The 24,472-nt window shown below is 54.9% G+C and carries 22 protein-coding genes; 11 read left to right on the forward strand and 11 right to left on the reverse strand.

The genetic code is table 11. The annotated features are described in order from the left end of the window. Positions 1 to 47 precede the first annotated feature (47 nt). The gene (locus tag EC836_RS11810; RefSeq protein WP_158612785.1) at positions 48 to 1,199 is read right to left on the reverse strand and encodes an L-dopachrome tautomerase-related protein; all 1,152 of its coding nucleotides are present in this window, start codon (positions 1,197 to 1,199) and stop codon (positions 48 to 50) included. Positions 1,200 to 1,209: 10 nt separating this feature from the next. Continuing rightward, the gene (locus EC836_RS11815) at positions 1,210 to 1,707 is read right to left on the reverse strand and encodes a lactoylglutathione lyase family protein (protein WP_233599281.1); all 498 of its coding nucleotides are present in this window, start codon (positions 1,705 to 1,707) and stop codon (positions 1,210 to 1,212) included. 93 nt (positions 1,708 to 1,800) lie between these two features. Between EC836_RS11815 and EC836_RS11820 the strand changes: the two genes are divergently transcribed. Continuing rightward, a complete protein-coding gene (locus tag EC836_RS11820) occupies positions 1,801 to 2,673 on the forward strand; it encodes a LysR family transcriptional regulator (RefSeq protein ID WP_123333281.1) in 873 nt (290 codons plus the stop codon). 71 nt (positions 2,674 to 2,744) lie between these two features. Here the strand turns inward: EC836_RS11820 and EC836_RS11825 are convergent, their stop codons facing one another. Next, positions 2,745 to 3,548 carry an IclR family transcriptional regulator gene (locus tag EC836_RS11825; protein WP_123333283.1) on the reverse strand — a complete coding sequence of 268 codons (804 nt, stop codon included), beginning with the start codon at positions 3,546 to 3,548 and terminating at the stop codon, positions 2,745 to 2,747. Positions 3,549 to 3,622: 74 nt separating this feature from the next. Between EC836_RS11825 and EC836_RS11830 the strand changes: the two genes are divergently transcribed. From EC836_RS11830 to attM, 3 genes are read left to right on the forward strand one after another with little or no spacing between them, the layout of a single operon-like run. Continuing rightward, positions 3,623 to 5,074 carry an NAD-dependent succinate-semialdehyde dehydrogenase gene (locus tag EC836_RS11830; protein WP_304466145.1) on the forward strand — a complete coding sequence of 484 codons (1,452 nt, stop codon included), beginning with the start codon at positions 3,623 to 3,625 and terminating at the stop codon, positions 5,072 to 5,074. 28 nt (positions 5,075 to 5,102) lie between these two features. Then, a complete protein-coding gene (locus EC836_RS11835; protein WP_123333287.1) occupies positions 5,103 to 6,263 on the forward strand; it encodes an iron-containing alcohol dehydrogenase in 1,161 nt (386 codons plus the stop codon). 54 nt (positions 6,264 to 6,317) lie between these two features. Continuing rightward, complete coding sequence (attM, locus tag EC836_RS11840) at positions 6,318 to 7,109, forward strand: N-acyl homoserine lactonase AttM (protein ID WP_172606559.1); 792 nt, start codon at positions 6,318 to 6,320, stop codon at positions 7,107 to 7,109. Positions 7,110 to 7,237: 128 nt separating this feature from the next. Here the strand turns inward: attM and EC836_RS11845 are convergent, their stop codons facing one another. Together EC836_RS11845 and EC836_RS11850 are read right to left on the reverse strand one after the other, a co-directional pair. Then, on the reverse strand, positions 7,238 to 7,390 hold the full coding sequence (locus EC836_RS11845; RefSeq protein WP_123333289.1) for a type I toxin-antitoxin system Hok family toxin: 153 nt from the start codon (positions 7,388 to 7,390) through the stop codon (positions 7,238 to 7,240). A gap of 635 nt (positions 7,391 to 8,025) precedes the next feature. After that, positions 8,026 to 8,235: a type I toxin-antitoxin system Hok family toxin gene (locus EC836_RS11850; protein WP_370347542.1), complete on the reverse strand. Its 210-nt coding sequence runs from the start codon at positions 8,233 to 8,235 to the stop codon at positions 8,026 to 8,028. A gap of 741 nt (positions 8,236 to 8,976) precedes the next feature. Between EC836_RS11850 and EC836_RS11865 the strand changes: the two genes are divergently transcribed. Both EC836_RS11865 and EC836_RS24980 read left to right on the forward strand, forming a co-directional pair. Beyond that, entirely contained in the window at positions 8,977 to 9,891 is a 915-nt protein-coding gene (locus EC836_RS11865) for a LysR family transcriptional regulator (RefSeq protein WP_123333294.1), read from the forward strand. Between the two features lie 156 nt (positions 9,892 to 10,047). After that, positions 10,048 to 10,809 (forward strand): antibiotic biosynthesis monooxygenase, encoded by a 762-nt coding sequence (locus tag EC836_RS24980; protein ID WP_123333296.1) that lies wholly within the window; start codon positions 10,048 to 10,050, stop codon positions 10,807 to 10,809. Positions 10,810 to 10,920: 111 nt separating this feature from the next. On the opposite strand, the gene EC836_RS11875 is transcribed toward EC836_RS24980, so the two are convergent. After that, a complete protein-coding gene (locus EC836_RS11875) occupies positions 10,921 to 12,051 on the reverse strand; it encodes an alpha-hydroxy-acid oxidizing protein (RefSeq protein WP_123333298.1) in 1,131 nt (376 codons plus the stop codon). Continuing rightward, positions 12,048 to 13,643: a benzoylformate decarboxylase gene (gene mdlC, locus EC836_RS11880; RefSeq protein WP_123333300.1), complete on the reverse strand. Its 1,596-nt coding sequence runs from the start codon at positions 13,641 to 13,643 to the stop codon at positions 12,048 to 12,050. Before mdlC ends, EC836_RS11875 begins: the two co-directional genes overlap by 4 nt. Positions 13,644 to 13,855: 212 nt before the next feature. Between mdlC and EC836_RS11885 the strand changes: the two genes are divergently transcribed. From EC836_RS11885 to EC836_RS11900, 4 genes are all read left to right on the forward strand, one after another. Next, positions 13,856 to 15,634: a tannase/feruloyl esterase family alpha/beta hydrolase gene (locus EC836_RS11885; protein ID WP_123333302.1), complete on the forward strand. Its 1,779-nt coding sequence runs from the start codon at positions 13,856 to 13,858 to the stop codon at positions 15,632 to 15,634. 94 nt (positions 15,635 to 15,728) lie between these two features. After that, positions 15,729 to 16,169 (forward strand): VOC family protein, encoded by a 441-nt coding sequence (locus EC836_RS11890; protein ID WP_123333303.1) that lies wholly within the window; start codon positions 15,729 to 15,731, stop codon positions 16,167 to 16,169. Positions 16,170 to 16,426: 257 nt separating this feature from the next. Continuing rightward, the gene (gene cysI, locus EC836_RS11895; RefSeq protein WP_123333924.1) at positions 16,427 to 18,148 is read left to right on the forward strand and encodes an assimilatory sulfite reductase (NADPH) hemoprotein subunit; all 1,722 of its coding nucleotides are present in this window, start codon (positions 16,427 to 16,429) and stop codon (positions 18,146 to 18,148) included. Positions 18,149 to 18,558: 410 nt separating this feature from the next. Beyond that, positions 18,559 to 18,786, forward strand: a complete 228-nt coding sequence (locus tag EC836_RS11900; RefSeq protein WP_123333305.1) for a hypothetical protein — start codon at positions 18,559 to 18,561, stop codon at positions 18,784 to 18,786. 38 nt (positions 18,787 to 18,824) lie between these two features. Here the strand turns inward: EC836_RS11900 and cyoD are convergent, their stop codons facing one another. Genes cyoD through cyoA form a run of 4 tightly spaced genes read right to left on the reverse strand, consistent with a single transcriptional unit; the run spans position 18,825 to position 22,722 of the window. Next, positions 18,825 to 19,160, reverse strand: coding sequence for a cytochrome o ubiquinol oxidase subunit IV (cyoD, locus tag EC836_RS11905; RefSeq protein WP_123333307.1), 336 nt, complete (start codon positions 19,158 to 19,160; stop codon positions 18,825 to 18,827). After that, positions 19,161 to 19,769 carry a cytochrome o ubiquinol oxidase subunit III gene (gene cyoC / locus EC836_RS11910; protein ID WP_123333309.1) on the reverse strand — a complete coding sequence of 203 codons (609 nt, stop codon included), beginning with the start codon at positions 19,767 to 19,769 and terminating at the stop codon, positions 19,161 to 19,163. Positions 19,770 to 19,771: 2 nt separating this feature from the next. Further along, a complete protein-coding gene (cyoB, locus tag EC836_RS11915; protein ID WP_123333311.1) occupies positions 19,772 to 21,751 on the reverse strand; it encodes a cytochrome o ubiquinol oxidase subunit I in 1,980 nt (659 codons plus the stop codon). A 17-nt stretch (positions 21,752 to 21,768) separates the two neighbouring features. Further along, positions 21,769 to 22,722, reverse strand: coding sequence for a ubiquinol oxidase subunit II (gene cyoA / locus EC836_RS11920; RefSeq protein ID WP_123333313.1), 954 nt, complete (start codon positions 22,720 to 22,722; stop codon positions 21,769 to 21,771). Between the two features lie 243 nt (positions 22,723 to 22,965). Between cyoA and EC836_RS11925 the strand changes: the two genes are divergently transcribed. Continuing rightward, complete coding sequence (locus EC836_RS11925; protein WP_123333315.1) at positions 22,966 to 24,363, forward strand: PLP-dependent aminotransferase family protein; 1,398 nt, start codon at positions 22,966 to 22,968, stop codon at positions 24,361 to 24,363. The last annotated feature ends 109 nt before the right edge of the window (positions 24,364 to 24,472 follow it).

The following is a 24,472-nucleotide window of genomic DNA, read 5'->3' on the forward strand; positions in this document are numbered from 1 at the left end:
TCGGCCGTATTTGCCACCTGGGGATACCCGGCGAATCTGAACGGCACTCACGCGCGGCCATTCACCGCACCGCCAATCGCTATACCGGCAAATGATTCAGGCAGGTCGACGGCGTAAATCACAAAGGGCGTATCCAGGCTGCTGGCGTCCGGAATGGGCTGTTTCACCGGGATGTACAGTTTACAATCGGCGCTGATAAAGGTGCCATCCGGCCGGATAAGCGAAGGATCGGAGGCGATAACCACCGTTTTCCCTTCGGGTGACAGCAGGGTGATATTGCCTGTGACGGTTTCCGAAAAATAGACATTGCCGCGCGAGTCCATACAGCAGCCACCGGCAAAGTTATTGGCATACACCTGTTCGACATGCTCCGCTAACTGTCCATCATTAAGTGCCCGATCCTTCAGCCAGTGTGTTTCGATGCGGTAAAGCGGCCCGGTCGGCGCGGCCCAGTACAGCCATTTGCCGTCTGCGGTGATTTCCAGCAGGTCGCTGTTGGGCGGATGGAAGGTTTTCCCTCCCTTGACGTGCGCCAGGATTGACGGGATTTTTGCCGCCGAGGCTTTCACTACGCTGGCCCCTGACAGGCGGCGCAGCGTCTGTCCACTCTGCATATCGTGAACAATGATCCCACCCAGCCCGGAGTCGGAGAGATACAGCGTGGAGCCGTGGAAACGCATGTCGTTCAGCTGCGCGCCCGCAGGCAGGATCGTCTTGTCGAAGCGCAGGATGCGCAGGATTTCACCGGAGCGGGCATCCAGCTGTACCAGCTTTTGCGCGCCCGGTTGCGGAACGGCATCGGCCGCAGAGAAAACGCCGGCGCTTAACGACCCCTGATCGACGCACCATACCGTATCATCGGCGAAGATATGCACCGAATTGAGATAGACAAAGGCGTTCGCACCATCCTTTCCCCGCTGCCAGTCATTCCAGGCGTTACCGGGAAAAGGCTGGAACTCGCCGCTGGCATCCCGTCGCACCAGTGACGGTGTGGATTTATCTTTGGCGTAGCGCGGCAGGCCAAGAAACATGACGTTGTCACGTGTGAGGGCCACCTGGTTCGCCATCCACGGCGATCGCGCGGCGACTTTTAGCGGCAGCGTTGTGTTGGTAGCCGCCGCAGAGATCCGGGGAAGTGCGCTGCTCAGGCTAGCTGCTGCCAGATTAATCAGCAGCGAACGTCGGGAAAGTGCGATCATCATGACCTCATCAGGCGTAGGCACCAGCGGAATAGGTCAGCTCGTAGCTGTGGCTGTAGACCTCAATAATATTGCCGAACGGATCTTCCATATACACCATGCGATAGGGCTTTTCGCCCGGGAAGTATTCGCGCACCGGCATGCGCTGTTTGCCGCCGGCCGCCACGATTTTCTCCGCCAGCCCTTCCACATCCGGATCCTGAATACAGAAGTGGAAAACGCCTGACTTACGAAAGTCGAAGTTGTTTTCCGGCTTCACCGCATCCATGAACTGGAAGATCTCCACCCCGACACGGTCGCCGGTGGACAGGTGCGCAATGCGGAATGAATGCCAGCCCGCACCGAACACGTCGCTGCACATCACGCCAATTGCGGAGTCGTCTTCGGTAATTTCCGTCGGCGGCATAATCAGATACCAGCCCATCACTTCGGTATAAAATTTAACGGCGGCGTCCAGGTCGGTGACCGACAGGCCGATATGGGAAAAACTGCGCGGGTAAGGGGTCATGATATGCCTCGTGGCGAACAGAAAAGCGTAGAGTAAGCGTGCAGGTGTAATATGAAAATATCGTCAGACTTATGGTTTTTATAAAATATCATTATGGTCAATCCGCAATGGCTCCGCTCGTTTGCCCTGCTTTGCCAGCAGGAGAGCTTTACCCGCACCGCCGACAGCCTGGGGATCACCCAGGCGGCCGTTAGTCAGCATCTGCGCTATCTGGAAAATCACTACGGTCAGCTGATCGTTCGCAGCCGACGGCGGTTCGATTTGACGCCAGCAGGGATTGCGCTGCTGGAGTTCTGCCGGGAAATGGAAAAAGCCAGCCAGCGGCTGGAGATGCGGTTACAGGAAAATGACCGGGATTGTGGCGATATCAGCCTGATCACCCCCGGCAGCATCGGGCTGCGCTGTTATCCGCTGCTGCTGAGTTTGCAGCAGTCGTTGCCCGGTCTGGCAATCCGCCACCGTTTTGCACCCGATGATGAGGTACTGTCAGCGGTGCTGGAGAATCGCTATGAGCTGGGCCTGATGACCCGCCAGCCCGACGACGCACGCCTGGTTGCTGAACCGTTCGCCCGGGAACCGCTGGAGCTGGTCTTTCCGGCAGGGAAAAAAGTGGAAAGCTGGCAGGATCTGGCCGCGCTGGGATTTATCGATCACCCCGACGGCCAGGCAATGGCCACAAGGCTGTTGAGTCGGGTCTTTCCCGGCAACCCCGGCGTGCGCTCGCTGCCGTGCCACGGCTTCAGCAATCAGATTGCCCTGATCCTCAGCCCGGTTGCCCGCGGCCTGGGTTTTACCGTACTCCCCCGCTTTGCACGCCTGGCGTTTGCCGGGCAGCACGAAATTGAAGTGATGCCCTGTACCGTGCCGGTGGTGGACAGGATCTGGTTGATTCATCGAGCGGAATGGCCGCTTTCGGGCCGGGCGCAGAAGGCGCTGGCGTGGCTGAAAGATCATCTGGAACGCTGAAGCACGCGTTTCGGATAAAAGCGACGTGCCGTGATATCCCATGCAGAAAAGTGCCATCCTCACCCTGTTGCTTACCCTCCGCGATAGCCACTCTGCCGCGACAGCGCGATCGCGGCATGGCGGATCTTCTCTCCCAGACGCGTGGTCATATCCGAACGGGCCTCGCTGCTGAGAAAGCTGGTGGCAATCCCGGCCACTACTTTGCCGCTATGATCGTAAATTGCCGCGCCGACGCAGGTCATCGCTTCGTGGATCTGCCCGTTATCAATCGAAAATCCCCGTTCCCGGATGCCGGGAAATTCCGTCTGCAGTTCAGTAAGGTTGCTGACGCTGGAGGCCGTCAGCGGCGCGGGAAAGCGATCGGCAAAGATCCGTTCGAGTTCGCCATATTCCAGCTCGCTGAGCAGCACTTTACCGGTGGCGGTGAAGGGGGCGGGCAGACGCTTGCCGATGCGGAAGCTGTGCCCCAGCGGCTGATCGGCATTACGACAGCTGACGTATACCACCTCATCGCGATCGAGCACGGTCAGGGTGATGGTGTAGCCGTCCAGCTCGCTATCCGTGGCGAAGTAGTCGCGAAACAGTGCAACAAAATCCATCTGCGACAGGAAACCGTCCGCCCAGTGCATGAGGTGTGGCCCCAGACGATAGGTGCCTTCCGCCGTTCTGACCAGTAATCCCAGCTCGGTGAGAACGTTAATCTGGCCGTGTGCCGTGCTTTTGGGCAGTGCCAGCTGCCGGGTGATCTCCGCCGCCGAGAGCGAACCGCCGGCTGCCGCCACCAGATCGAGGATGGTCACCGCGCGCCGCAGAGCGGGCACCGAATCGACGCTTTTGAGCGGTTGATCGCTTTTTGCACTGGAAATCCCTGACATACTGCCCCTCGCATAAAGTTCATAATACAGACCTTGGTTCAATATGTTGAACTAATTTGACGGGAGAAGCTATGATCAAGCTCAAGAATTCAGCACTGCTGCGTGACCGCTGCCTGATTAATGGAGAATGGATTTCTGCCAGCGATGGCCGTGAGATTGAGGTGGATAATCCGGCCAGCGGCAACATTATTGCTCGGGTGCCCTCGCTGACAGGCCGCGAGACGGAAAGCGCCATCGCCGCCGCGAAAGCCGCGCTGCCTGCCTGGAGTCGCATGGCGGCGAAGGACAGAACCGCCATTCTTCGCCGCTGGTTTACGCTGATGGTTGAGAATGCTGACGATCTCGCCGCGCTGATGACCGCCGAGCAGGGTAAGCCGCTGGCGGAAGCAAAAGGAGAAGCGCTGTACGCCGCCTCCTTCGTTGAGTGGTTCGCGGAAGAAGCCAAACGCGTGTACGGCGAAACCGTTCCTGCACCCACCAGCGATAAACGCATCATCGTGATGAAGCAGCCGATCGGCGTCTGTGCGGCGATCACCCCGTGGAACTTCCCGGCGGCGATGATCACCCGAAAAGCCGCACCGGCCCTGGCCGCAGGCTGCACGATGATCGTGAAACCCGCCGAACAGACGCCGCTGACCGCGCTGGCGCTGGGCGTGCTGGCGGAGCAGGCAGGAATCCCTGCGGGCGTGTTGCAGGTGATCACCGGTGATGCAAAAGAAATTGGCGGGGTACTCACCGCCAGCGACACGGTCAGAAAACTCTCCTTTACCGGTTCGACGGAAGTCGGCCGGATCCTGATGGCGCAGTCGGCACCCACGATCAAGAAGCTGTCGCTGGAGTTGGGCGGCAACGCGCCATTTATCGTCTTTGACGATGCCGACCTGGATGCGGCCGTCGAAGGCGCGCTGGCGTCGAAATATCGCAATGCGGGCCAGACCTGCGTCTGTTCCAACCGTATTTACGTTCAGTCCGGTGTTTATGACGCCTTCGCCGAGAAGCTAGTGGCGCGCGTTGCCGCACTGGAAGTTGGGGACGGTCACCAGCCGGGCGTCACTATCGGACCACTGATTGACGCCAGCGCCGTTGAAAAAGTGGAAGATCATATCGCCGATGCGCTGGCTAAAGGGGCAAAGCTGCTGATCGGCGGACAACGCCACGCGCTGGGGGCCACTTTTTATCAGCCGACCGTGCTGGCCGAAGCCACCCAGCAAATGAAAATCGCCCGTGAGGAAACCTTTGGGCCGGTCGCGCCGCTTTTCCGTTTTGAAACGGAAGAAGAGGTGATTGCGATGGCTAACGATACCGAATTTGGCCTGGCGGCCTACTTCTATACCGAAAACGTACGCCGCACCTGGCGGGTGGCAGAAGCGCTGGAGTACGGCATGGTGGGCCACAACAGCGGACTGATATCCAATGAGGTTGCGCCGTTTGGTGGTGTGAAGCAGTCCGGGCTGGGGCGTGAAGGTTCGCACCACGGCATTGATGAATATCTGGAAATTAAATATCTGTGCTCGGTCATCGCCTGAGCATGCCCGTTACCTGAGAGGAGGAATAATGACTATCAATCCCTTTGAGTTCCGCACCGTGCCCTCCATTGAAGTGAAATGGGGAGGTGCTCAGGAACTGGGTACGATCGTTGCGGCCCGGTTTAAGGCGCGAAATGCCCTGCTGGTGACCGATGCCGGGCTGATTAAGGCCGGACTGATTGCGCCTATCGAGGCTTCGTTGAAGGGAGCGGGATTTACCGTGACCCTGTTTGACCAGGTGGTCGCCGATCCGCCGGAGCAGATTGTTCACGCCTGTGCCGACGCGGCACGTGGGGCAAATGCCGATATCGTGATTGGTCTTGGCGGCGGATCATCGCTGGATATTGCCAAGCTGGCGGCGATTCTGGTGGAAAGCGAACAGCCGCTGGCGGAGATGTATGGCATCGGTAAGGTGAGCGGATCCCGCCTGCCGCTGGTGCTGATCCCGACAACCGCCGGGACCGGATCGGAAGTGACCAATATTTCGATCATCACTACCGGTGAAACCACCAAAATGGGCGTGGTATCGCCGCAGCTGTACGCGGATTTCGTCCTTTTAGACGCCGAACTCACCGTGGGGCTGCCGCAGATCCATACCGCCGCAACGGGCATTGATGCCATGGTGCATGCGATCGAGGCCTATACCAGCAAACATAAAAAGAACCCGCTGTCCGATGCGCTGGCGCGCGAAGCGCTGCGTCTGCTCGGTGCCAACCTGATAGCCGCCTGCCGCGACGGTAAAAATCGCGCGGCGCGTGAGGGGATGCTGCTGGGCGCAACGCTGGCCGGTCAGGCATTTGCCAACTCGCCGGTGGCCGCCGTACATGCGCTTGCCTATCCGCTCGGTGGGCACTATCACATTGCGCACGGCCTTTCGAACGCGCTGATGCTCGGCCCGGTACTGCGCTACAACGCCAGCGCCGCCGCACCGCTGTATGCCGAACTGGCGGACGTGCTGGGCGTTCCGGGCAGCGGCAACGCCGACCAGCGTTCCACCGCCTTTGTTGAGCATATGCTGACGCTGATGGAGGAGAGCGGAGCGCCGCGCCGTCTGCGCGATGTGGGTGTTACGGAGGAAAGCCTCTCGCGCCTGGCGGCGGATGCCATGCTGCAAACGCGTCTGCTGACCAACAACCCGGTAGATGTGCAGGAACAAGACGCACTGACTCTGTATCAACAAGCATTCTGACGACCTGACTCAAACGTATCACTGTACCCACTATAAAAAAGAGGCAAGCCCAGTATGAACGATATCCGACTCTATATGCTTCAGTCCGGCACCCTGAAATGCAAAGTGCACAACATAAAAATGAATCAGGGCAGCGGCGCGGATTATGAAATTCCGGTACCGTTTTTCCTGATCACCCATCCTGACGGGCACACTATTATTGATGGCGGCAACGCCATTGAAGTCGCCACCGATCCTCGCGGCCACTGGGGCGGTATCTGCGATGTCTACTGGCCGGTTCTGGCGGAAGATCAGGGCTGTGTCGATCAGATTAAGGCGCTGGGCATCGATCCGGCGGATGTGAAATACGTCGTGCAGTCGCATCTGCACCTTGACCATACCGGCGCCATTGGCCGCTTCCCGAATGCCAAACATATCGTGCAGCGCGTGGAGTATGAATATGCCTTCACGCCGGACTGGTTTGCCGCCGGTGGCTATATTCGTAAAGACTTCGACAAGCCGGGGCTGAACTGGCAGTTCCTCAACGGCACCGAGGATGATTTTTACGATGTGTACGGCGACGGCACCCTGACCACCATCTTCTCTCCCGGACATGCGCCCGGGCACCAGTCGTTCCTGGTGCGGTTGCCCAACAGTAAACCGCTGCTGCTGACCATCGATGCCGCCTATACGGTAGATCACTGGGAAGAAAAGGCGCTGCCGGGATTCCTGGCCTCGGCGGTAGATTCCGTGCGCTCGGTGCAGAAGTTGCGTAACGTTGCCGAGCGTAACGATGCAATCGTGGTCACCGGGCACGATCCGGATGCCTGGGCGGGCTTTAAGAAAGCTCCTGAGTATTATTCCTGACAGGCGTTGAGAAAATTCGATAAGGACGGGGCTATCAGCGTTTACTGATAACCCCGTTTTGATGGTGCCGTCAGCTATGCCCTGATGCATCAGCCTAAAAACGGGGGATTGCTCCCCCGTCCAGGTCGCTACTTACCGGATTCGTAAGCCATGAATGCAGCCACCTCTCTGTCACCACTCTTCCAGCGTAATTCGCAAAGCGTCTCACGGGTAAAGTAGGTAAATATCAAAACGGTAATACAGAGTATTAACACGATAGTGATTATGGGTGGTATTTTCATCGCTCTTGCTCCTTGCATTACTGCGGGTAAGAGGCTACTCTGATGTTTCTTGGGCATAAGAGTGGGCCTCGTTGGTGATTAATATTACCTTCGGGGCTTTCTTCTTTTTATCCCTCACAACCTGTTACTGCCAGTTACCTGAGATAAAAAGCCTCAAGCACCGGGCGGGATTATACTTTAGCGCATGAGTTATTAAATTTGTTTCTGCTCCCTATGCGTGAAATTGAGTACGGTATCGCAATTTTCGTGTAATTAATTTATTATTTCATCTGCGCATTGAACTGATGCTATTAATTAAGGTCAGTTTGTTATTTGTTTGTGTTATGTGACTTGGTTATTGGTTTTATAGAGATGGTTTTATTTTTATTAAATTAATTAACTCGGTGATATTATTAATGGCTGTAATCGATTCACTTTACTTTCTCCAGCGACGAGAATCGTAGATAGCCAAACCATCCACGCTATTTTCCTTACTGGCCCTCTAACCATTCCCAGGCGACATAAGGTAAGTACTTTTGTTGCTCTAAAAAGGACGGGACTATCAGCGTTCACTGATAGCCCCGTATTGCTGGTGCTGTGAGCTATGCCCTGACGCATCAGCCTGAAAACGGGGGATTGCTCCCCCGTGCAGGTCGCTACTTACCGGATTCGCAAGCCATGAAGGCAGCCACCTCCCTGTCACCACTTTTCCAGTGTAATTCGCACAGCGTCTCACGGGTAAAGTAAGTAAATATCAAACCGGTAATACAGAGTATTAACACGATAATGATTAGGGGGGGCAGTTTCATCGCTCTTGCTCCTTGCATTGCTGCGGGTAAGAGACTACTCTGATGTTGTCTAGGCATAAGAGTGGGCCTCGTTGGTGATTAACATTACCTTCGGGGCTTTCTTCTTTTTATCCCTCAACAACCTCGTACTGCCGGTCACCTGAGATAAAAAGCCTCAAGCACCGGGCGGGATTATACTTTAGCGCATGAGTTATTAAATTTGTTTCTGTTCTCCATGCGTGAAATTGCGTACGGTATCGCAAACTCCATGTAATTTTTTTTAGTATTCATTTTTTGATTGGTATCGTATTCGGGTTTGTAGTTAAATTTGTTATTCATCCTGTTTATGTGGCTTGGTCATTAATTTAATTCAGCATTTTTGTTGGTGATAATTAAATTAACGCAGGGGTGTTATTATCACCTTTAACCTGTTCACGTTATTATTTCAGATTGGGAACTCAGGAATAAGCAAACTATTATGCAGTTTTACCCGTATTAGTCACCAGCTCAATCTGCGATCCCCACGGTGTCAGGAAGTAAAACCACCGAGTACCATCAGCATTGGTAACAGGTTCATTCAGCGTCCTCAGGCCGCGCACCGAATGCCGTTGTGGAAAGCGATGCCGCACCTAGTAGTAGAGCTGAGGCGAAGGCGGTTAAGTGTACGCTAAATTTTTTCATCGGTTTGCTCCCGTTTGTTTGTCTAATCGCCTCATAGGGCTGGATGTTCTGCGACGGTCTGTCGCGATGGAAGAAGCATATCGACGAGTCGATCTTTTCAAAATAGAATGGTTTGAAATCCATCATTGCAGAATTGAAATGAGTAAACTTCCTGATTTTGAAGGGCTGGCGATGTTTGCCAAAGTGGCGGAAGAGGGATCCTTCGCAGCGGCAGCCAGCGTTATGGGCGTTTCCGTTCCCACCGTTTCCCGGGCGGTAGCGCGGCTTGAAGAGCGGTTAGGTGGAAGGCTTTTTAACCGTACTTCGCGACAGCTGGCGCTGACGGAGTTTGGCCACAGCATGGCGGCGAAAGCCGCGGATATTTATCGTCAGGCAGAAGAGGTAGAGAGTGAGGCTCACGAACTCTCCGTCCAGCCACGCGGTCAGGTCAGGTTAGCGATACCGATGTCGTTCGGCCTGCGCTGGGTGGCACCGCTAATGCCGGAACTTATCCGCCAGTTTCCGGAGCTGAATGTCGATCTTCATTTGTCCGATGCTTCAGTGGATTTAATTGCCGAAGGTTTTGACGCCGCGCTGCGTATTGCCGCTTTGCCTGATTCTTCGCTGGTGGCCCGTCGGTTGTGCCCGGTCACTCAGTATCTGGTTGCCTCACCGGCCTATCTGGCGCAGCACGGCACTCCTTTGCATCCACGCGAACTGAGCAGCAGGCAGTGCTTTAGTTACGCCTATCGCGCCCGCAGCCAGGTCTGGCGCTTCAGCCATAGCAGCGGTGCGCAGGAGGATATCGTGCCGAACGGACCGCTGCGGGTGACCAACTCGGATGCACTGCTGCCACCATTGCTGGAAGGGTTAGGTATTGCAGAACTGCCGGAGTTTATTGCCGCAGAGTACCTGCGCGATGGTCGGCTTGTTCATTTGCTGGATGAATGGTCGATGACTCAGGGCGGGTTGTATTTCGTCACGCCCACCGCGCGCAGTCGTCCGCTAAAAGTCAGAGTGCTATCGGACTTTTTTGCCCGTCACCTTGCGGAACCTGCCTGGCGCTGGCCCTGAGCTGCGGCGCCGTCGTTCTGTCTGTGCTAACGCCATTATTGCATTTTTGAAATGATAGCTTTCATTCATTGCTGTTTTCAATGTATCTGAAGTTTTTTATTGTTATCCCACGCCACCGGCAACGGGGCATCCACTCAATACTTCAGGAGCAACAGGATGAAAAACGCTATTCAGTTACTGCAAAACTATCTCGATGCTATTCAGGATCCGCAGGCAGCCGCCTCACTGTTCGCTGAAGACGGCGTGCTGGAGCTTCCCTACCTTCAGACGCTGGGTTTGCCGCACCGCGTGCAGGGCCGTGAGCAGATTCAGGCGTTTATCGCCGGGTTGTTGAAAAAGGTGCCGGATTTCCGCTTCCGCAACATCCGGTTCCTGATCGATACGCCTGCTCAGGCGTTTGCCGAATACAGCGTTGAGGCTGAGGTTCCCGCTACCGGTCAAATCTATAAACAAACCTATGCTGGGCGTCTTGTGGCAGAAAAGGGGCAGATTACTCTGCTAAGAGAGTCAATGGATACGCTGGCCGCACAGCGGGCCTTTACCGATGCACGTATTTCCAGCATTGGTGACCATGATAAAACGCAGCCAACGGCGATCGTGGTCAGTGCTTATTACCGTGTTCATCCGGAAGATCGGCAGACCTTTATCGATGCGGTGAAACCAGAAATGCAGGCGGCACAGCAGCTTCCCGGCTGTGTGTTCTATGCTTTCTCGCAGGATTTAGTGAATCCCGATGCTTTCCATCTTTCTGAAGGTTGGGCGGATATCGACGCTTATGAAAGGCATGAACATTCCGCAACTTTTTTACAGGCGCTATCTACCGTCGTGAAAGAAGTCCGCATCCTGCATCGCGAAGGGGTGCGTTATGATGTGGCAATACAGCATATTGACGATCCGCGTGGAAAAGTGACCGACTGAACCATGTAACCGATCGGACTGACGGATGTTATGAGGCAAAAGGCCTCGGCCAGCCGGGGAAACTCCCGACTGGCAGTCAGACAACATGAATGCATCATGCTGTCCGTTTATTCAGGACACACGTCGCAGATACGCCGCTGACAACTCATCAACGGCGGGGCAGCCAATCTGTGCCAGGGTACAGTCTACTTCCGCCTTCAGCAGCGCAATGACCTCATCAACACCTTGCTGCCCCCGCGCGGCCAGCCCGTAAAGCGTTGCCCTACCCAGCAGCACCATATCCGCACCAAGGCAAATTGCCTTAACGATATCGGAACCCCGGCGGAATCCGCTGTCGGCCAGTACCGGGCGATCGATGCGGGCGACCACCTCGGCCAGGGTTTCAATCGGCGCCAGACTACCGTCGAGCTGGCGGCCACCGTGATTGGATAAAATCACGCCGTCGGCGCCGCAGCTTATACACACCTCCGCATCTTCCGGCCGGATAATGCCCTTGACCAGCAGCCTGTACGGCCACAGTTCACGAAGGCGTTTCAGGCTGTTCGGATTGAAACCGGCATCCATCTGGCGGCTCATCACCGCGGCCTGCGCCTGCAGGCTGCCGTTTTCTGTGCTGACAAAATTGGCCAGCTGCGGCATGCCGTTTTGCAGGAATCGCAGCGTCCAGGAAGGATGAAGGCAGCCGGACAGGATCAGCGAAGGCGTAGACTTCAGCGGCAGACTGAACTGATTATGCCTGTCGCGCTCGCGATTGCCGTTAACCCCAACATCCACCGTGACAATCAGGGTGGTATAGCCTGCTTTCAGCGCGCGCATGACCAGCTTTTCTGCCAGTTGCTGCTGGACGACGTAGAGCTGGAACCATTTTTCCCCTTCGGCGCAGCGGGCGACTTCTTCAATCGACGCATTGGAGGCGGTGGAAAGAATAAACGGGATACCCGCGCTGGCGGCGGCACTGGCCAGTTTAATATCGCCATCTGGCCACAGGGCACTGTTAAACCCCGTAGGCGCGATGGCAAACGGCGCGCTCCACCGTGTGCCAAACAGCGACGTGGATATATCCCGCTGGCTGACATCCGTCAGCCGGTGCGGCGTAAAACGCCACTGGTCAAACGCGTTGCGGTTATGCGCCAGGCCTTTTTCGTCCTCAGCGCCGCCATCCAGGTAATCAAAGATTACTCGAGGCAATGTTTTTCTGGCCAGCCGCCGGTAATCTTCAACGTTGACCCGCCTGCTGTTCATGGTTTCTCTCCCCCATCTGTCCAGCCGGTTTCTACCTCAATTAAGGCGGGTTTACCCGATGCCCGCGCCTGACTGATTGCCGTGCGGATTTGCTCGGGCGTGTTGGCCCTGGATGCCTGAACGCCGTAGCCTTCTGCCAGCGCCGTGAAATCGATATCCGGCAGATTCAGGCCGGGAATATCCGTGGCATCCAGCACGTCCGCGAACCAACGTAACGCGCCGTAGGTGCCGTTTCTCATCACGATAAAAATGACCGGGATCGCATAGTGTGCCGCGGTCCACAGCGCCTGGATGCTGTAGTTGGCCGAGCCGTCACCGACGATGACAAAGACCTGCCGATCGGGACTGGCCAGCTGAATACCGACGCCAGCCGGCATGGCAAATCCCAACCCACCGGCCGCTGCGAGGTAATAGCTGCCCTGAGTAGCCATATTGATGCGCTGCCACAGCGCAGGAATGGTTGAAGTGGATTCATTGACGAAGATGGAACGGGGCGGCGCTACGCTGTTTATCAGATCAAAAACGGACTCCGGCTTGAGCGGTTGAGAGGGCGGTACAGCGGCGGGAACGGGCAGGGCATCCGGCATCGCCTGGTCCCGACAGGTTACGTGACGGGCAAGCTGGTTGAGGATGGGATGAATGTCGCCAATCCAGGCATCGCCGACCGGCGCGCGTGCGGCTTCCTGCTGGTCGCAGGAGATGAGTATCAGTTCAGATCCTTTGGGTAGAAAAGGCCCGGCTTCAAACTGATGATAGCGGAACACCGGGGCGCCGATAACGATAACCAAATCATGTCCGGCAAGCAGGTGGCTGAGCGAGGCAATCCCGGCGGGCAGCATCCCCCTGAAGCAGGCGTGGCGGGTCGGAAACGCGCAGCGCGGCGAGGACGGCGCGGCCCATACCGGGCACTTGAGTTTTTCCGCGAGCTCGACCGCAGCCTCGTTGGCATTCGCCGCATCGACATCGGCCCCCAGAATCAGCACCGGATTAACCGCTGCGTCAAGTCGCTGAACCAGCCCCAGCAGCGCCTCTTCGGGCAGCGCCCGGGCATTGCTGACCCGACGTTTCAGGAGGCTGGACGACGACTCATCTGCCCGCTTATCCCAGTCATCATAGGGAATAGAGAGATACACCGGTCCGGGCGCGTCGGCGGTGGCGGTGTGGAGCGCGCGACTGAAGGCGTGGGGCACTTCCTGTGCCGATGCCGGTTCCCGGCTCCATTTCACCAGCGGTCTGGGAAGCGTTGCGGCATCAATGTTGGTGAGCAAGGGTTCCAGAGCAACCATCGCGCGGGTTTGCTGCCCGGCGGTAATAATCAGCGGTGAATGACCGCTCCAGGCATTGGCCAACGCCCCCATGGCGTTGCCGGTACCCGCCGCAGAATGAATGTTGACCAGCGCGGGTTTGCCCGAGGCCCTGGCATAGCCATCAGCGATGCCCACGGCAACGCCTTCGTGCAGAGCCAGCACGTAGTCAAAATCTTTGGGGAAATTCTTCAGGAAGGGGAGTTCGTTAGAACCCGGGTTGCCGAACATCTTATTAATACCGTTGCGGCGCAGCAATTCATAAGTCACATTGCGTACAGTTTTCATCGTGGCGTTGTCCTTCGCGATGGTGATCCTTGATGATCCTCAACATCAGGCCGTTACCCTGAGTTAAGCCCGGAATCAGCCTATACCAGAGCCCTCAGGATTTTTTGCAAAGAAAGGCGAAAGAAAGCGTAATAACCCATATTTTCCGCGCCGCTTCAGATACGCTTAATCATATTATTCTCAATTTGACCGATCTGATAAGGCCATTTCCGATGACATCTTTTTTGCATCTATCATTGCGCTGGCTGGCGCTTTTCGCTGTGGCTAGCATAACCGCTCAGGCGGCTGCGGCAGAAATTCTGCCGGTGGTCAAACCGGCGATTGCCTGTGAGCAGCTGGCAAAGGTTTCATTCAGTGAGCAGCTGGGCGAGAACGTTACGGTGAAAATGGCAGAAACTTTGCAGACCGCAAAGGGTTCGTTTTGCAAAGTCACCGCGACCATTGCACCGGCAATCAGTGTGGAAGTGGCGCTGCCTGCCGAGCGCTGGACGCAGCGTTTCCTGCAGGTTGGCTGTGGTGGATTGTGCGGTAACGTCAATCTGAGCTTATCCAACGCCAGCGGCTGTCTGCCGGCAATGAACGGCGAATTCGCCGTGGCGGCCACCGATATGGGGCACGGTGGTGGCATGATGGACGCCAGTTGGGCGGAGGATCCGCAGAAGCGGATTGATTTTGCCTGGCGCGCTAACCATCTTACGGCTCAGCTCACGAAAGCGCTGATTCAGGCCTATTACCATCAGCCGCAAAAATACGCCTACTTTATGGGCTGCTCGGACGGCGGCCGCGAAGCGCTGATGGAAGCACAGCGCTACCCGGATGATTTTGACGGCATCACTGCCGGTGCGCCAGCGGCGTTTTTCCAGTTCCAGAACTCGTTCTTCCACGGCTGGAGCATTATGGCTAATCAGCGTGCCGACGGTTCGGCAATCCTGTTACAGGACCGTTTACCGATCCTGCATGCGGCAGTGATAAAAAATTGCCCGACGCTTTCTGGCGTTAGTGACGGTGTTCTTGAAAATCCCTACGCCTGCCGTTTCTCTGCAAAATGGGTGAAATTGTGTTCGGCAGACGTGAAGAATCGATCCGACTGTCTGACGGCAGAAGAGATTCGCGTGGCGGAAAAACTCTATCGCGGCGCGACCGATGATGCCGGAAATCAGTTTGTCCTCGGTGGCCTGCCTCTGGGGTCGGAACTGCGCTGGCCGGTGCCGAAAACGGCAACCGGTCATTCCATGGCGGAAAGCATGGTGCTGCCCGCGCTGCAATCGGTATTACTGCCGGGTGATAAAAAGCCGATCGCCGCGATGAAGGACTTCCCGCTTACCCTGGACAACTTCAAGAAGGTAGCCGAACTTGCTCCGCTCTATAACGCCAGTAATACGAACCTGAGCCGCTACCAGCAGCGCGGCGGCAAACTGATTATGTGGCACGGTCTGGCGGACGATTCGGTGTCGCCAGCCTTCTCACTGGCCTACTATCGCGGCGTACAAAAACAGCTGGGTAATGCTGTCACCGATAGCTTTGCCCGACTGTTCCTGCTGCCGGGCGTCGGGCACTGTGGCGGCGGAGATGGCCCTGATCAGCTGGACCTGCTGACCCCGCTAATGGCCTGGACCGAGCAGGGTAAAGCGCCGCAGCAACTGATTGTCGGTAAGGCCGTACACGATCCGCGCGGTCTGCCTGCGGCTCCCCCTTCCGCGCCCACAGCGGGGCAGGAAAAATCTGCAGAAGCCCAGTTCCACGGCGTGCAGCGGCAAAGTTCACCGCTGGGTGAGGCGATGCCGGACTTCAAGGCCACGCGCCCGGTTTATCCGTATCCCTACATCGCCCGCTACACGGGGAAAGGCGCAATAACCGATGCTGCAAGCTATCGTCCGGTGAAATCAACCGCATGGGACAATCTGGTGGTCGGAAAACCCGCCAGTGATTTTATCGGGCCAGATAACCAGAAAAATTATTCGGTGCGCGATGGTCAACTGGTGACGGAATAAGGCGCTGGCAGCGATTTCGCTTTCATCGAAAAACCCTGCTACGTTATCGGCATCAGAATGTACTGATGTCGATAATGTGAAAAAGGGAAGCGCCATGACACAGCATTTAGCGGGAGTAGATGTTCTGTTTGTTGCCGGTTTTGGGCCAGTCACGCGCAGTAGCGCAGTCAGCACTGCATTTTATCGCGATGCACTCGGTTTACCGCTGAAGGCAATGGAAGGAAATGACGACTACCTGCTGAGCGAGCACGATGCGCTGGGTGGGGTAAAACATTTTGCACTGTGGCCACTGGCGCAGGCCGCGTTATCCTGCTTCGGCAGCGAGCAGTGGCCTTCCGATCTGCCCGAACCCCAGGGATGGATCGAGTTCGAAGTGCGTGATATTCAGGCGGCGACCTGCACGCTGGAGGCGCAGGGCTATCGCCTGCTGGTGGCAGAGCGCGAAGAGTCCTGGGGCCAGACGGTGACGCGACTGCTCAGCCCGGAAGGCCTGCTGACGGGCGTGACCTTTACACCCTGGCTGCGCGAAGCGTAATGAACTGCAGGAAAGCAAGCTGAGAGGTCAATATGTCGCTTCGCTGTAATAATATGCGGATTGATTTATAACATTTAGCCTGTTCATATTTCTGTTCGATATAATAATAAGCCATGCGTTCATGGCTTATTATTTGCGGAATCGATAGGTTTAATAAATAAAAGTGATTAGCGCTATATAAATCAACTGTTATAGCTCGCTAGATTATTTCTGTGCATGGTGGCAGTCCGTTTTCAGTGATTAACTTTCCATTCATTATGATGAAGAGTGGTAAGTCTATTATGAGCGATGAAAAACTGTCTGATAACGAGCGGTTAAAAGGCAATAGCGCATTACTTCGCGGCACCATTTCCAGCGATCTTGAAAATGATATTACCGGTGGCTTTGACGGCGATAACTTCCAGCTGATTCGCTTTCACGGTATGTATCAGCAGGACGACCGCGATATCCGTCAGGATCGTATTGCACAAAAACTTGAGCCGTTGCATACCGTCATGCTCAGGGTGAGACTGCCGGGTGGGATAATTACGCCGCAGCAGTGGTTAGGCATAGATGAGTTTGCGCGTGATAATACGCTGTATGGCAGCATCCGTATTACCAATCGTCAAACCGTTCAGTTTCATGGCGTATTAAAACATAATATTAAACCCGTACATCAATTACTTCATCGGCTGGGGCTGGATTCCAGAGCCACCGCAGGGGACGTAAACCGAAATGTATTATGCACGGCCAACCCCGTTGAGTCGAATCTGCATATTGAAGCCTACGAATGGGCAAAAAAGATCTCCGAACATCTTTTGCCGCGTACTAATGCCTATGCCGAAGTGTGGCTGGATAAAGAAAAAGTATCGCTGAATGAAGAGAAGGAGCCTATTCTCGGTGCCACCTATCTGCCAAGAAAATTTAAAACTGCCGTGGTGATCCCGCCGCAGAATGATGTCGACCTTCATGCTAACGATCTTAACTTTATTGCCGTGGGTGAGAAGGGAAAGCTGATCGGTTTTAATGTGCTGGTCGGGGGTGGCCTGGCCATGACCCAGGGAGATGCCTCCACCTGGCCGCGGCTGGCGTCGGAATTTGGTTTTATCCCGCTGGCGCAGACGCTGCAGATTGCTGAAGCGGTGGTGTCGGTTCAACGTGACTGGGGTAATCGCAGCAACCGGCGCAATGCCAAAACTAAATACACCCTTGAACGCGTAGGCGTTGAGGTATTCAAAGCCGAGGTGGAAAAGCGAACGGGCGTCAACTTCCAGCCAGTGAAGCCGTATCAGCTTACCGGGCGCGGCGATCGTATCGGCTGGGTTGCAGGCGTGGATAAGCAGTGGCACCTAACGCTGTTTATTCCCAGCGGACGGCTGATTGATAAACCCGGCTATCCGTTTAAAAGCGGCATTGCTGAAATTGCGAAAATTCACCAGGGTGACTTCCGCCTGACGGCGAATCAAAACATCATCGTGGCGGGTGTTAGCGACGATAAAAAGCAGCAGATTGACGATATTGCGCGCCAGTTTGGTCTGATCGACGACACTGTTACCCATCTGGAAAAAAATTCCATGGCCTGCGTTTCGTTCCCAACCTGTCCGCTGGCAATGGCGGAAGCCGAACGGGTACTGCCTGATTTCGTAAAAAGCCTGGAGCAGTCGCTGGACCGCTATGGACTCACCGACGAAGCCATCGTTTTCCGCATCACCGGCTGCCCGAACGGCTGTGGCCGCGCCATGCTGGCAGAAATGGGGCTGGTCGGCAGAGCACCTGATCGCTACAGCCTTTACCTGGGTGGTAACCGGCAGGGAACACGGATCCCCCGGCTTTATCGCGATAATTTCAGCAGCGCCGAGCTGCTGAAAATCATGGATGAACTGATAGCCCGCTGGTCTGCCGGGCGTGATGCAGATGAAGGGTTCGGCGACTTTGTCATCCGTAGCCAGATTGTCGCACCGGTGATCGACTCTGCCAGGGATTTTCATGCCGTCGTATAAGGCTCGTCAGTGATATGACAATATCACCGTGGCTATTCTCTGAAAGTCTGGCGTCCTGGGGCGAATTTTTATCAGCAAATAATTTACATGATAAAAAACATACGGGTTTCTGAGGGAATATATTCCACGTTGAGTAATGGGTTAATTAATTGTTATGGTAACTTATTGACGAGCGGTAACGATAACAGTCTCCGAAGTAAATACTATAACAGTTTTATTTTTATATTTAACTTTACTTGGTATTGTGTGGGGCGTAATATTTAATTCGACAAGGGAGGTGTTGTTGTTTAAGTGTGTGATCCCTCCTGTTCGTATGCCCGCCCCATTTTGGGGTCGGGCTTTTTTTATTGGAGCTATAGGTGAATCGAATAACAGGCAGAAAAAAGGAACACGGCAAAACCGGGTGCGTAATGCTTATGCTGGCAGCCTGCGTTTTTATCGCGGCGGTATATGGCGTGATGATCCTCTGTATGACGCTGCAGGATAAATCATCCGCGAAAGAGAATTCGTTAAAGCAGATTGATGCCTGTACTCAGGCCGAAGGAGGAGGTAAAGATAAAATAAGAGATTACTTCGATAATGAATCCTGCGCCGAACTGATTAAGCAGCATGCAGCAAAGTTTAAGAATGAAAATTAAGAAATGGCCTGTTGAATATAAACAACAGGCCATTTTTATTATCGGTTAATCATCATGTGGTAATGCATGCTCCAGATGATCCAGATTGATAGCCCGATAATGATGAGCAGAATGAGCAGAGTAAAGACAAAGCTTGCCAAATTCCAGCCGTCCTCGGTCTTACGATTTAAATGCAGGAAATAAACCAGCTGTACCAGCAGCTGGGCCACCGCCGTCACCACAAAAAGCGTAATAGTGACCCAGCGAGGCCCCGCCGGATACATCACCAGCATGAAAGGGATCAGCGTTAAAATCACGCAGAGCACAAAGCCGGTAAGATAGCTTTTATAGCTGCCGTGATCGTGGCTCTTGGAATGGTGTAGCGCCTTACTCATTTAATAAGCCCCCAGCAGATAGACAACGGTAAAGACGCAGATCCATACCAGATCGAGGAAGTGCCAGAACAGGCTAAGGCACTCCAGCCGCAGGGTCGTTTTGCCTCCCAGTCCTCGGGTCATAATTTGGTGGATCATGATACCCATCCAGATCAGACCAACGCTAACGTGCAGGCCGTGTGTCGCCACCAGGGTAAAGAATGCAGACAGCCAGGCGCTGCGGTCGGGACCTGCGTTATTCTCAATCAGATGATGGAACTCGTTAATCTCCATTCCAACAAAGGCGAGGCCAAACAGGAAGGTCACGGCCAACCAGAACAGCACCTGATTCTTTTTCCCCTGGCGAAGTGCGATCATCACGAAACCGCAGGTGATGCTCGACAGCAGCAGCATAAAGGTTTCGGTGAGAACGTAAGGGATCTCGAAGATATCCTTTGGCGTTGGCCCGCCGGCAAACGCGTCGCTCAACACCGCGTAGGTGGCGAAGAAACTGCCAAACAGAATGCAGTCGGACATCAAATAGATCCACAGACCCAGTTTGGTCCCGTGATCGTGATGCTCATGCTCTGCCTGATGATGCAGAGCTGGATTGAGTGTGTGACTACTCATAGTTAAGCCTTTTCCGTAACAGAATGAACGCGCTGTTTTTCGATTTTTTCAATCTCTTCCGCCGTGACGGTGTACTCGATGTCCTGGTCATAGACGCGCATAAAGACGCCCGCGGCCATACCAAACACGCAGAAGATTGCCAGCCACCAGATATGCCAGATCAGTGCGAAGCCCAGCAGGGTACCGATCATCGACACCACAAACGGCGAGGCGGAATTCCGCGGCATCAGGAATGCTTCGTATTTAGCGGGTTTGGTCGGCAGTCCTTTTTTCTTCGCTTCGTGCCAGTAATCCAGGCTGTCCACATGCGGAACGACGGCGAAGTTATAGAATGCCGGAGGCGAGGAGGTGGCCCATTCCAGCGTGCGGCCGTCCCACGGATCTTCAGCGCAGGGCTGCTGCTTATGTTTATAGTGATCGCGGACGCTGACGTAGATCTGCGCGAGGAAGAAGATAATGCCAAACAGGATAAAGAAGGCACCGACTTCGGCGATCTTCAGATACGGTCCCCAGTCCGGGTTGGTGTAGTGGTTCAGGCGTCGGGTCATGCCCATAAAGCCGAGGATATACATCGGGATAAACGCCAGATAGAAGCCAATAATCCAGCACCAGAACGAGTAGCGGCCCAGTCTTTCATTCAGCTTGATGCCGAAGACTTTCGGGAACCAGAAGCCGAAGCCCGCGAAGTAACCAAACAGCGCCCCGCCGATAATCACGTTATGGAAGTGAGCCACGAGGAACAGGCTGTTGTGCAGCAGGAAATCCGCGCCGGGGATGGCTAACAGCACGCCGGTCATGCCGCCGACGGTAAAGGTCACCAGCGATCCCAGCACCCAGAGCATCGGCGTGGTAAAGACCAAGTTGCCGCGATACATGGTGAACAGCCAGGTGAAGATCTTCACCCCGGTCGGGATGGCGATAATCATGGTCATAATACCGAAGAAGGCGTTAACACTGGCCCCGGACCCCATCGTGAAGAAGTGGTGCAGCCAGACGATAAACGACAGAATACCGATGGCCACTGTGGCGCTAACCATTGAGGTGTAGCCGAACAGTTTTTTGCGGGCAAATGTGGGGGTGACTTCGGAGAACACGCCAAAGGCGGGAAGCACCAGAATATACACTTCCGGGTGGCCCCAGGCCCAAATCAAGTTCACGTACATCATCGCATTCCCACCCAATTCATTGGTGAAGAAATGCATATCCAGATAGCGGTCCAGCGTCAGCATTGCCAGCGCCGCCGTCAGGATAGGGAACGCCGCAATGATAATCGCGCAGGTCACCAGTGTGGTCCAGGTGAATACCGGCATAGTCATCAGTTTCATGCCTGGCGCGCGCATTTTCAGGATGGTAACAAACAGATTCACCCCGGTCAGTAATGTACCCAGCCCCGAGAGTTGCAGGCTCCAGATATAGTAATCGACCCCAACGCCGGGGCTGAATTTGATCCCCGATAGCGGCGGATAAGCCACCCAGCCGGTTTGGGCGAATTCACCGACGCCAAGGGAGAGGTTAACCAAAATAACCCCGCCGACGAACAGCCAGAAGCTGAGTGCGTTAAGCCACGGGAACGAGACGTCGCGCGCGCCGATTTGCAGCGGCATGATGATGTTCATCAGACCGGTAATAAACGGTGTGGCAACGAAGAAGATCATAATCACGCCGTGGGCGGTGAAGATCTGATCGTAGTGATGGGGCGGCAGGAAACCTTCGCTGCCGCCACCGGCCACCGCCAGCTGGGTACGCATCATAATGGCATCCGCAAAACCGCGGATCAGCATAATCAGCGCTACAAAGATGTACATAATGCCGATGCGCTTGTGGTCAACGGTGGTCAGCCAGTCGTTCCACAGCACGGTCCATTTTTTAAACCAGGTTATGCCCGCCACCACCGCCAGCCCGCCCAGAATAATGGCGGCCACCGTCACCATGACGATGGGTTCGTGATAGGGGATTGCATCTAATGTTAATTTGCCAAACATCGCTTGCTCCATCGTTCTTATTCGCCTGTATGGCTCATATGCATTTCGGCTGAACCCATACTCATGCCGGCATGCGCGTCATCTGCGTGCCGGTCCATACCGGAGTCCATGTACTGGTCGATAATCCGCTGGAACAGCTCCGGCTCAACGCTGGAGTAATATTCAATCGGATGTTTTTCGGAAGGCAGGGCCAGCGTTTTAAAGCCACTGAAGCTCAAGGGATGGTTTTCCGCTTTAATCCGGCTAACCCAGTTATGGAATTCGTCGTCGGAGGTTGAATGGGTAATAAACTTCATGTCCGAGAATCCCGGTCCGCTGAAGTTGCCCGAGATACCGTCAAACTGACCGGTTTCATCAGCTATCAGATGAAGCTGAGTTCGCATGCCGGCCATGGCATAAATCTGGCCGCCCAGCTGTGGGATGAAAAAGGTATTCATCGTGGAGTCAGACGTGATCTGGAAAGAGACCGGGCGGTCGACGGGAATATAGAGTTCGTTGACCGTTGCGATGTTTTCTTCCGGGTAGATAAATACCCATTTCCAGTCGGTGGCGATCACTTCAACCGTGAGGGGCGGTTTTGCAGATTCTAACGGTTTGTAGGGATCGAGACGGTGGGTACTTATCCATACAATAATTGCCAGCGCGATGATGATAATCAGCGGCACGCCCCAAACAACGATCTCAACCTTCGTGGAGTGCGCCCATTCAGGTGTGTATTTCGCCTTTTTGTTCCCAGCGCGATAGCGCCATGCAAAGGCAAAGGTCATGAGAATCGCCGGGATAACCACGATCAGCATCAGCAGAATCGCGGTGATAATCAGGTTGCTCTGATCTTTGCCCACCTGGCCTTTGGAGTTAAACAGTGTCCAGTTACAGCCGGACATTAAGGGGATAATTGCAAGAACAATCATTGCCTTAATTGAATTTCGTGCGTTTTTCAACATCCTGAATACCCTATAATTTCTTCGCATTTATGCAGAGTTCCGCAGGCGAAATGTTGTATCCTTCTGGCAATACGCGGTGCTCAGACAGCATTTCCACGGCTATCTGTTTCACACCATTTACAGTCGACCCTGTTATCAATTTGTTATCCTCTTTTTGGTTTTGTGTTTATATGCCAACAAAATCCATACAAGATAGCGATTAAATGCATTTTATTTGCAACAACAGGCGCTTTTTATACTCTTTTGTATGGGTATTTTAAAGGGTGATCTATGTCATTTGCCGAAAAAAAGAAGACAATCTCGATAAAAACCCATTGGATCTATCCGATAAAGCCGGGCAACGGGGCAAGATATAAGCAAATCATCAATATGGTGACCGCCGCAATTGATGCCGGAGAGCTGTTGCCCGGGGATCGGATGCCGACCCAGCGTGAGCTGGCAGAATTTTTGAAGGTGGATTTGACCACGGTCACTCGTGCCTACAATGAGCTGCGCGAAAGAAATCTGACGCAGGCGGCGAGCGGAAGGGGATCGTTTATCTCCTACCAGCCGGATACGCTGTCGCATATCGACCTGAGCATGAATACGCCGCCGGGATCGGCAAAAATACTGCCGTTGATAAGCCGCTCCTTAGAACGTTTGCAGTCCTCAATCGATGCGGAATCGCTGATGACCTATCACGTGGGGGCCGGTTCAGCAGTGGAGCGCAATGCGGCGGTAAAGTGGCTGAAACCGCTGCTCGGTGAGTTCGACAGCCAGCGGGTGGTGGCCTGCCCGGGTGCGCAGACGGCCATCAGTGCGCTGCTCGCGCTGCTGACCAAACCCGGTGACGTGGTGGTGACGGATGAACTGACTTATCCGGGATTTATCTCCGCGGCCCGGCAGCATAACCTGCAGATTGTCACCGTGGCGGCCGATGAACAGGGGATGGATCCTGACGGGCTGCTCCATGCCTGCAAAACCTATGGCGCAAAAGTGGTGTATCTGAACCCCACGATCCACAATCCCACGGCGCTGACTGTTTCCGCCGAGCGGCGTAAAGCCATAGCGGCGGCGCTGATAGCGCATAATCTGACGCTGATCGAGGATGACCCTTACGGCCTGCTGCCGGATGAGCCGCCTGCACCGATTGCCACCCTGGCACCGCACAATAGCTGGTATGTATCCACGCTGTCGAAGTGCCTGACCCCGGGCGTACGCGTGGCCTGGGTGATTTGCCCTGAATCCACCTCGTGGGAGCCGCTGGCGGGTATTATCCGTGCCAACGTACTGATTGCTAACCCGCTGATGCTGGCGGTCACGGCGGACTGGATCAATTCCGGCGCGGCGATGGCGCTGCTGCAGGAACTGCGGCAGGAAAATGCTCAGCGCGTGGCGCTGGCGAACAGTATTCTGCCCGGAAAAATTATCTCCAGTCCGTTCGGGCTACACGTCTGGCTGGAGGGTGAAGCGGGGTTCGATCCTCATTCACTGGTGCATTCGGCGGCGAAAGTCGGGCTGGGGATTACGCCATCTTATGTGTTCTCACCCGTTGGCGGCGTGCTGTCCGGTATCCGGATTTCACTCGGCGGCGCGCGGGATCTCACCCAGCTTTCTAACGCATTGCAGCGGCTGAATAATGTCTTGAAGAATGCCAGCCAGCCGCTGACGGGCGGGGGATATGTTTAGACATAGAGAATAATGACCGGTGTACAGGGTACTGAGGGCTTCACCGCAGAGCGGCGGGATTGGCCTGTCATGTTTGTTTTGAGTTTATGTTAAGCTTCGCGTTAAACAC

The sequence above is a fragment of the Erwinia sp. JUb26 genome (assembly GCF_003751505.1).
Classification (GTDB): Bacteria; Pseudomonadota; Gammaproteobacteria; order Enterobacterales; family Enterobacteriaceae; genus Erwinia.

Bases quoted from the DNA above. Each gene is read 5' to 3' on its own strand.
- EC836_RS11810 (WP_158612785.1), bottom strand. From the start codon at position 1,199: ATGATCGCACTTTCCCGACGTTCGCTGCTGATTAATCTGGCAGCAGCT.
- EC836_RS11815 (WP_233599281.1), bottom strand. From the start codon at position 1,707: ATGACCCCTTACCCGCGCAGTTTTTCCCATATCGGCCTGTCGGTCACC.
- EC836_RS11820 (WP_123333281.1), top strand. From the start codon at position 1,801: ATGGTCAATCCGCAATGGCTCCGCTCGTTTGCCCTGCTTTGCCAGCAG.
- EC836_RS11825 (WP_123333283.1), bottom strand. From the start codon at position 3,548: ATGTCAGGGATTTCCAGTGCAAAAAGCGATCAACCGCTCAAAAGCGTC.
- EC836_RS11835 (WP_123333287.1), top strand. From the start codon at position 5,103: ATGACTATCAATCCCTTTGAGTTCCGCACCGTGCCCTCCATTGAAGTG.
- attM (WP_172606559.1), top strand. From the start codon at position 6,318: ATGAACGATATCCGACTCTATATGCTTCAGTCCGGCACCCTGAAATGC.
- EC836_RS11845 (WP_123333289.1), bottom strand. From the start codon at position 7,390: ATGAAAATACCACCCATAATCACTATCGTGTTAATACTCTGTATTACC.
- EC836_RS11850 (WP_370347542.1), bottom strand. From the start codon at position 8,235: ATGCCTAGACAACATCAGAGTAGTCTCTTACCCGCAGCAATGCAAGGA.
- EC836_RS11865 (WP_123333294.1), top strand. From the start codon at position 8,977: ATGAGTAAACTTCCTGATTTTGAAGGGCTGGCGATGTTTGCCAAAGTG.
- EC836_RS24980 (WP_123333296.1), top strand. From the start codon at position 10,048: ATGAAAAACGCTATTCAGTTACTGCAAAACTATCTCGATGCTATTCAG.
- EC836_RS11875 (WP_123333298.1), bottom strand. From the start codon at position 12,051: ATGAACAGCAGGCGGGTCAACGTTGAAGATTACCGGCGGCTGGCCAGA.
- mdlC (WP_123333300.1), bottom strand. From the start codon at position 13,643: ATGAAAACTGTACGCAATGTGACTTATGAATTGCTGCGCCGCAACGGT.
- EC836_RS11885 (WP_123333302.1), top strand. From the start codon at position 13,856: ATGACATCTTTTTTGCATCTATCATTGCGCTGGCTGGCGCTTTTCGCT.
- EC836_RS11890 (WP_123333303.1), top strand. From the start codon at position 15,729: ATGACACAGCATTTAGCGGGAGTAGATGTTCTGTTTGTTGCCGGTTTT.
- cysI (WP_123333924.1), top strand. From the start codon at position 16,427: ATGATGAAGAGTGGTAAGTCTATTATGAGCGATGAAAAACTGTCTGAT.
- EC836_RS11900 (WP_123333305.1), top strand. From the start codon at position 18,559: ATGCTTATGCTGGCAGCCTGCGTTTTTATCGCGGCGGTATATGGCGTG.
- cyoD (WP_123333307.1), bottom strand. From the start codon at position 19,160: ATGAGTAAGGCGCTACACCATTCCAAGAGCCACGATCACGGCAGCTAT.
- cyoC (WP_123333309.1), bottom strand. From the start codon at position 19,769: ATGAGTAGTCACACACTCAATCCAGCTCTGCATCATCAGGCAGAGCAT.
- cyoB (WP_123333311.1), bottom strand. From the start codon at position 21,751: ATGTTTGGCAAATTAACATTAGATGCAATCCCCTATCACGAACCCATC.
- cyoA (WP_123333313.1), bottom strand. From the start codon at position 22,722: ATGCGAAGAAATTATAGGGTATTCAGGATGTTGAAAAACGCACGAAAT.
- EC836_RS11925 (WP_123333315.1), top strand. From the start codon at position 22,966: ATGTCATTTGCCGAAAAAAAGAAGACAATCTCGATAAAAACCCATTGG.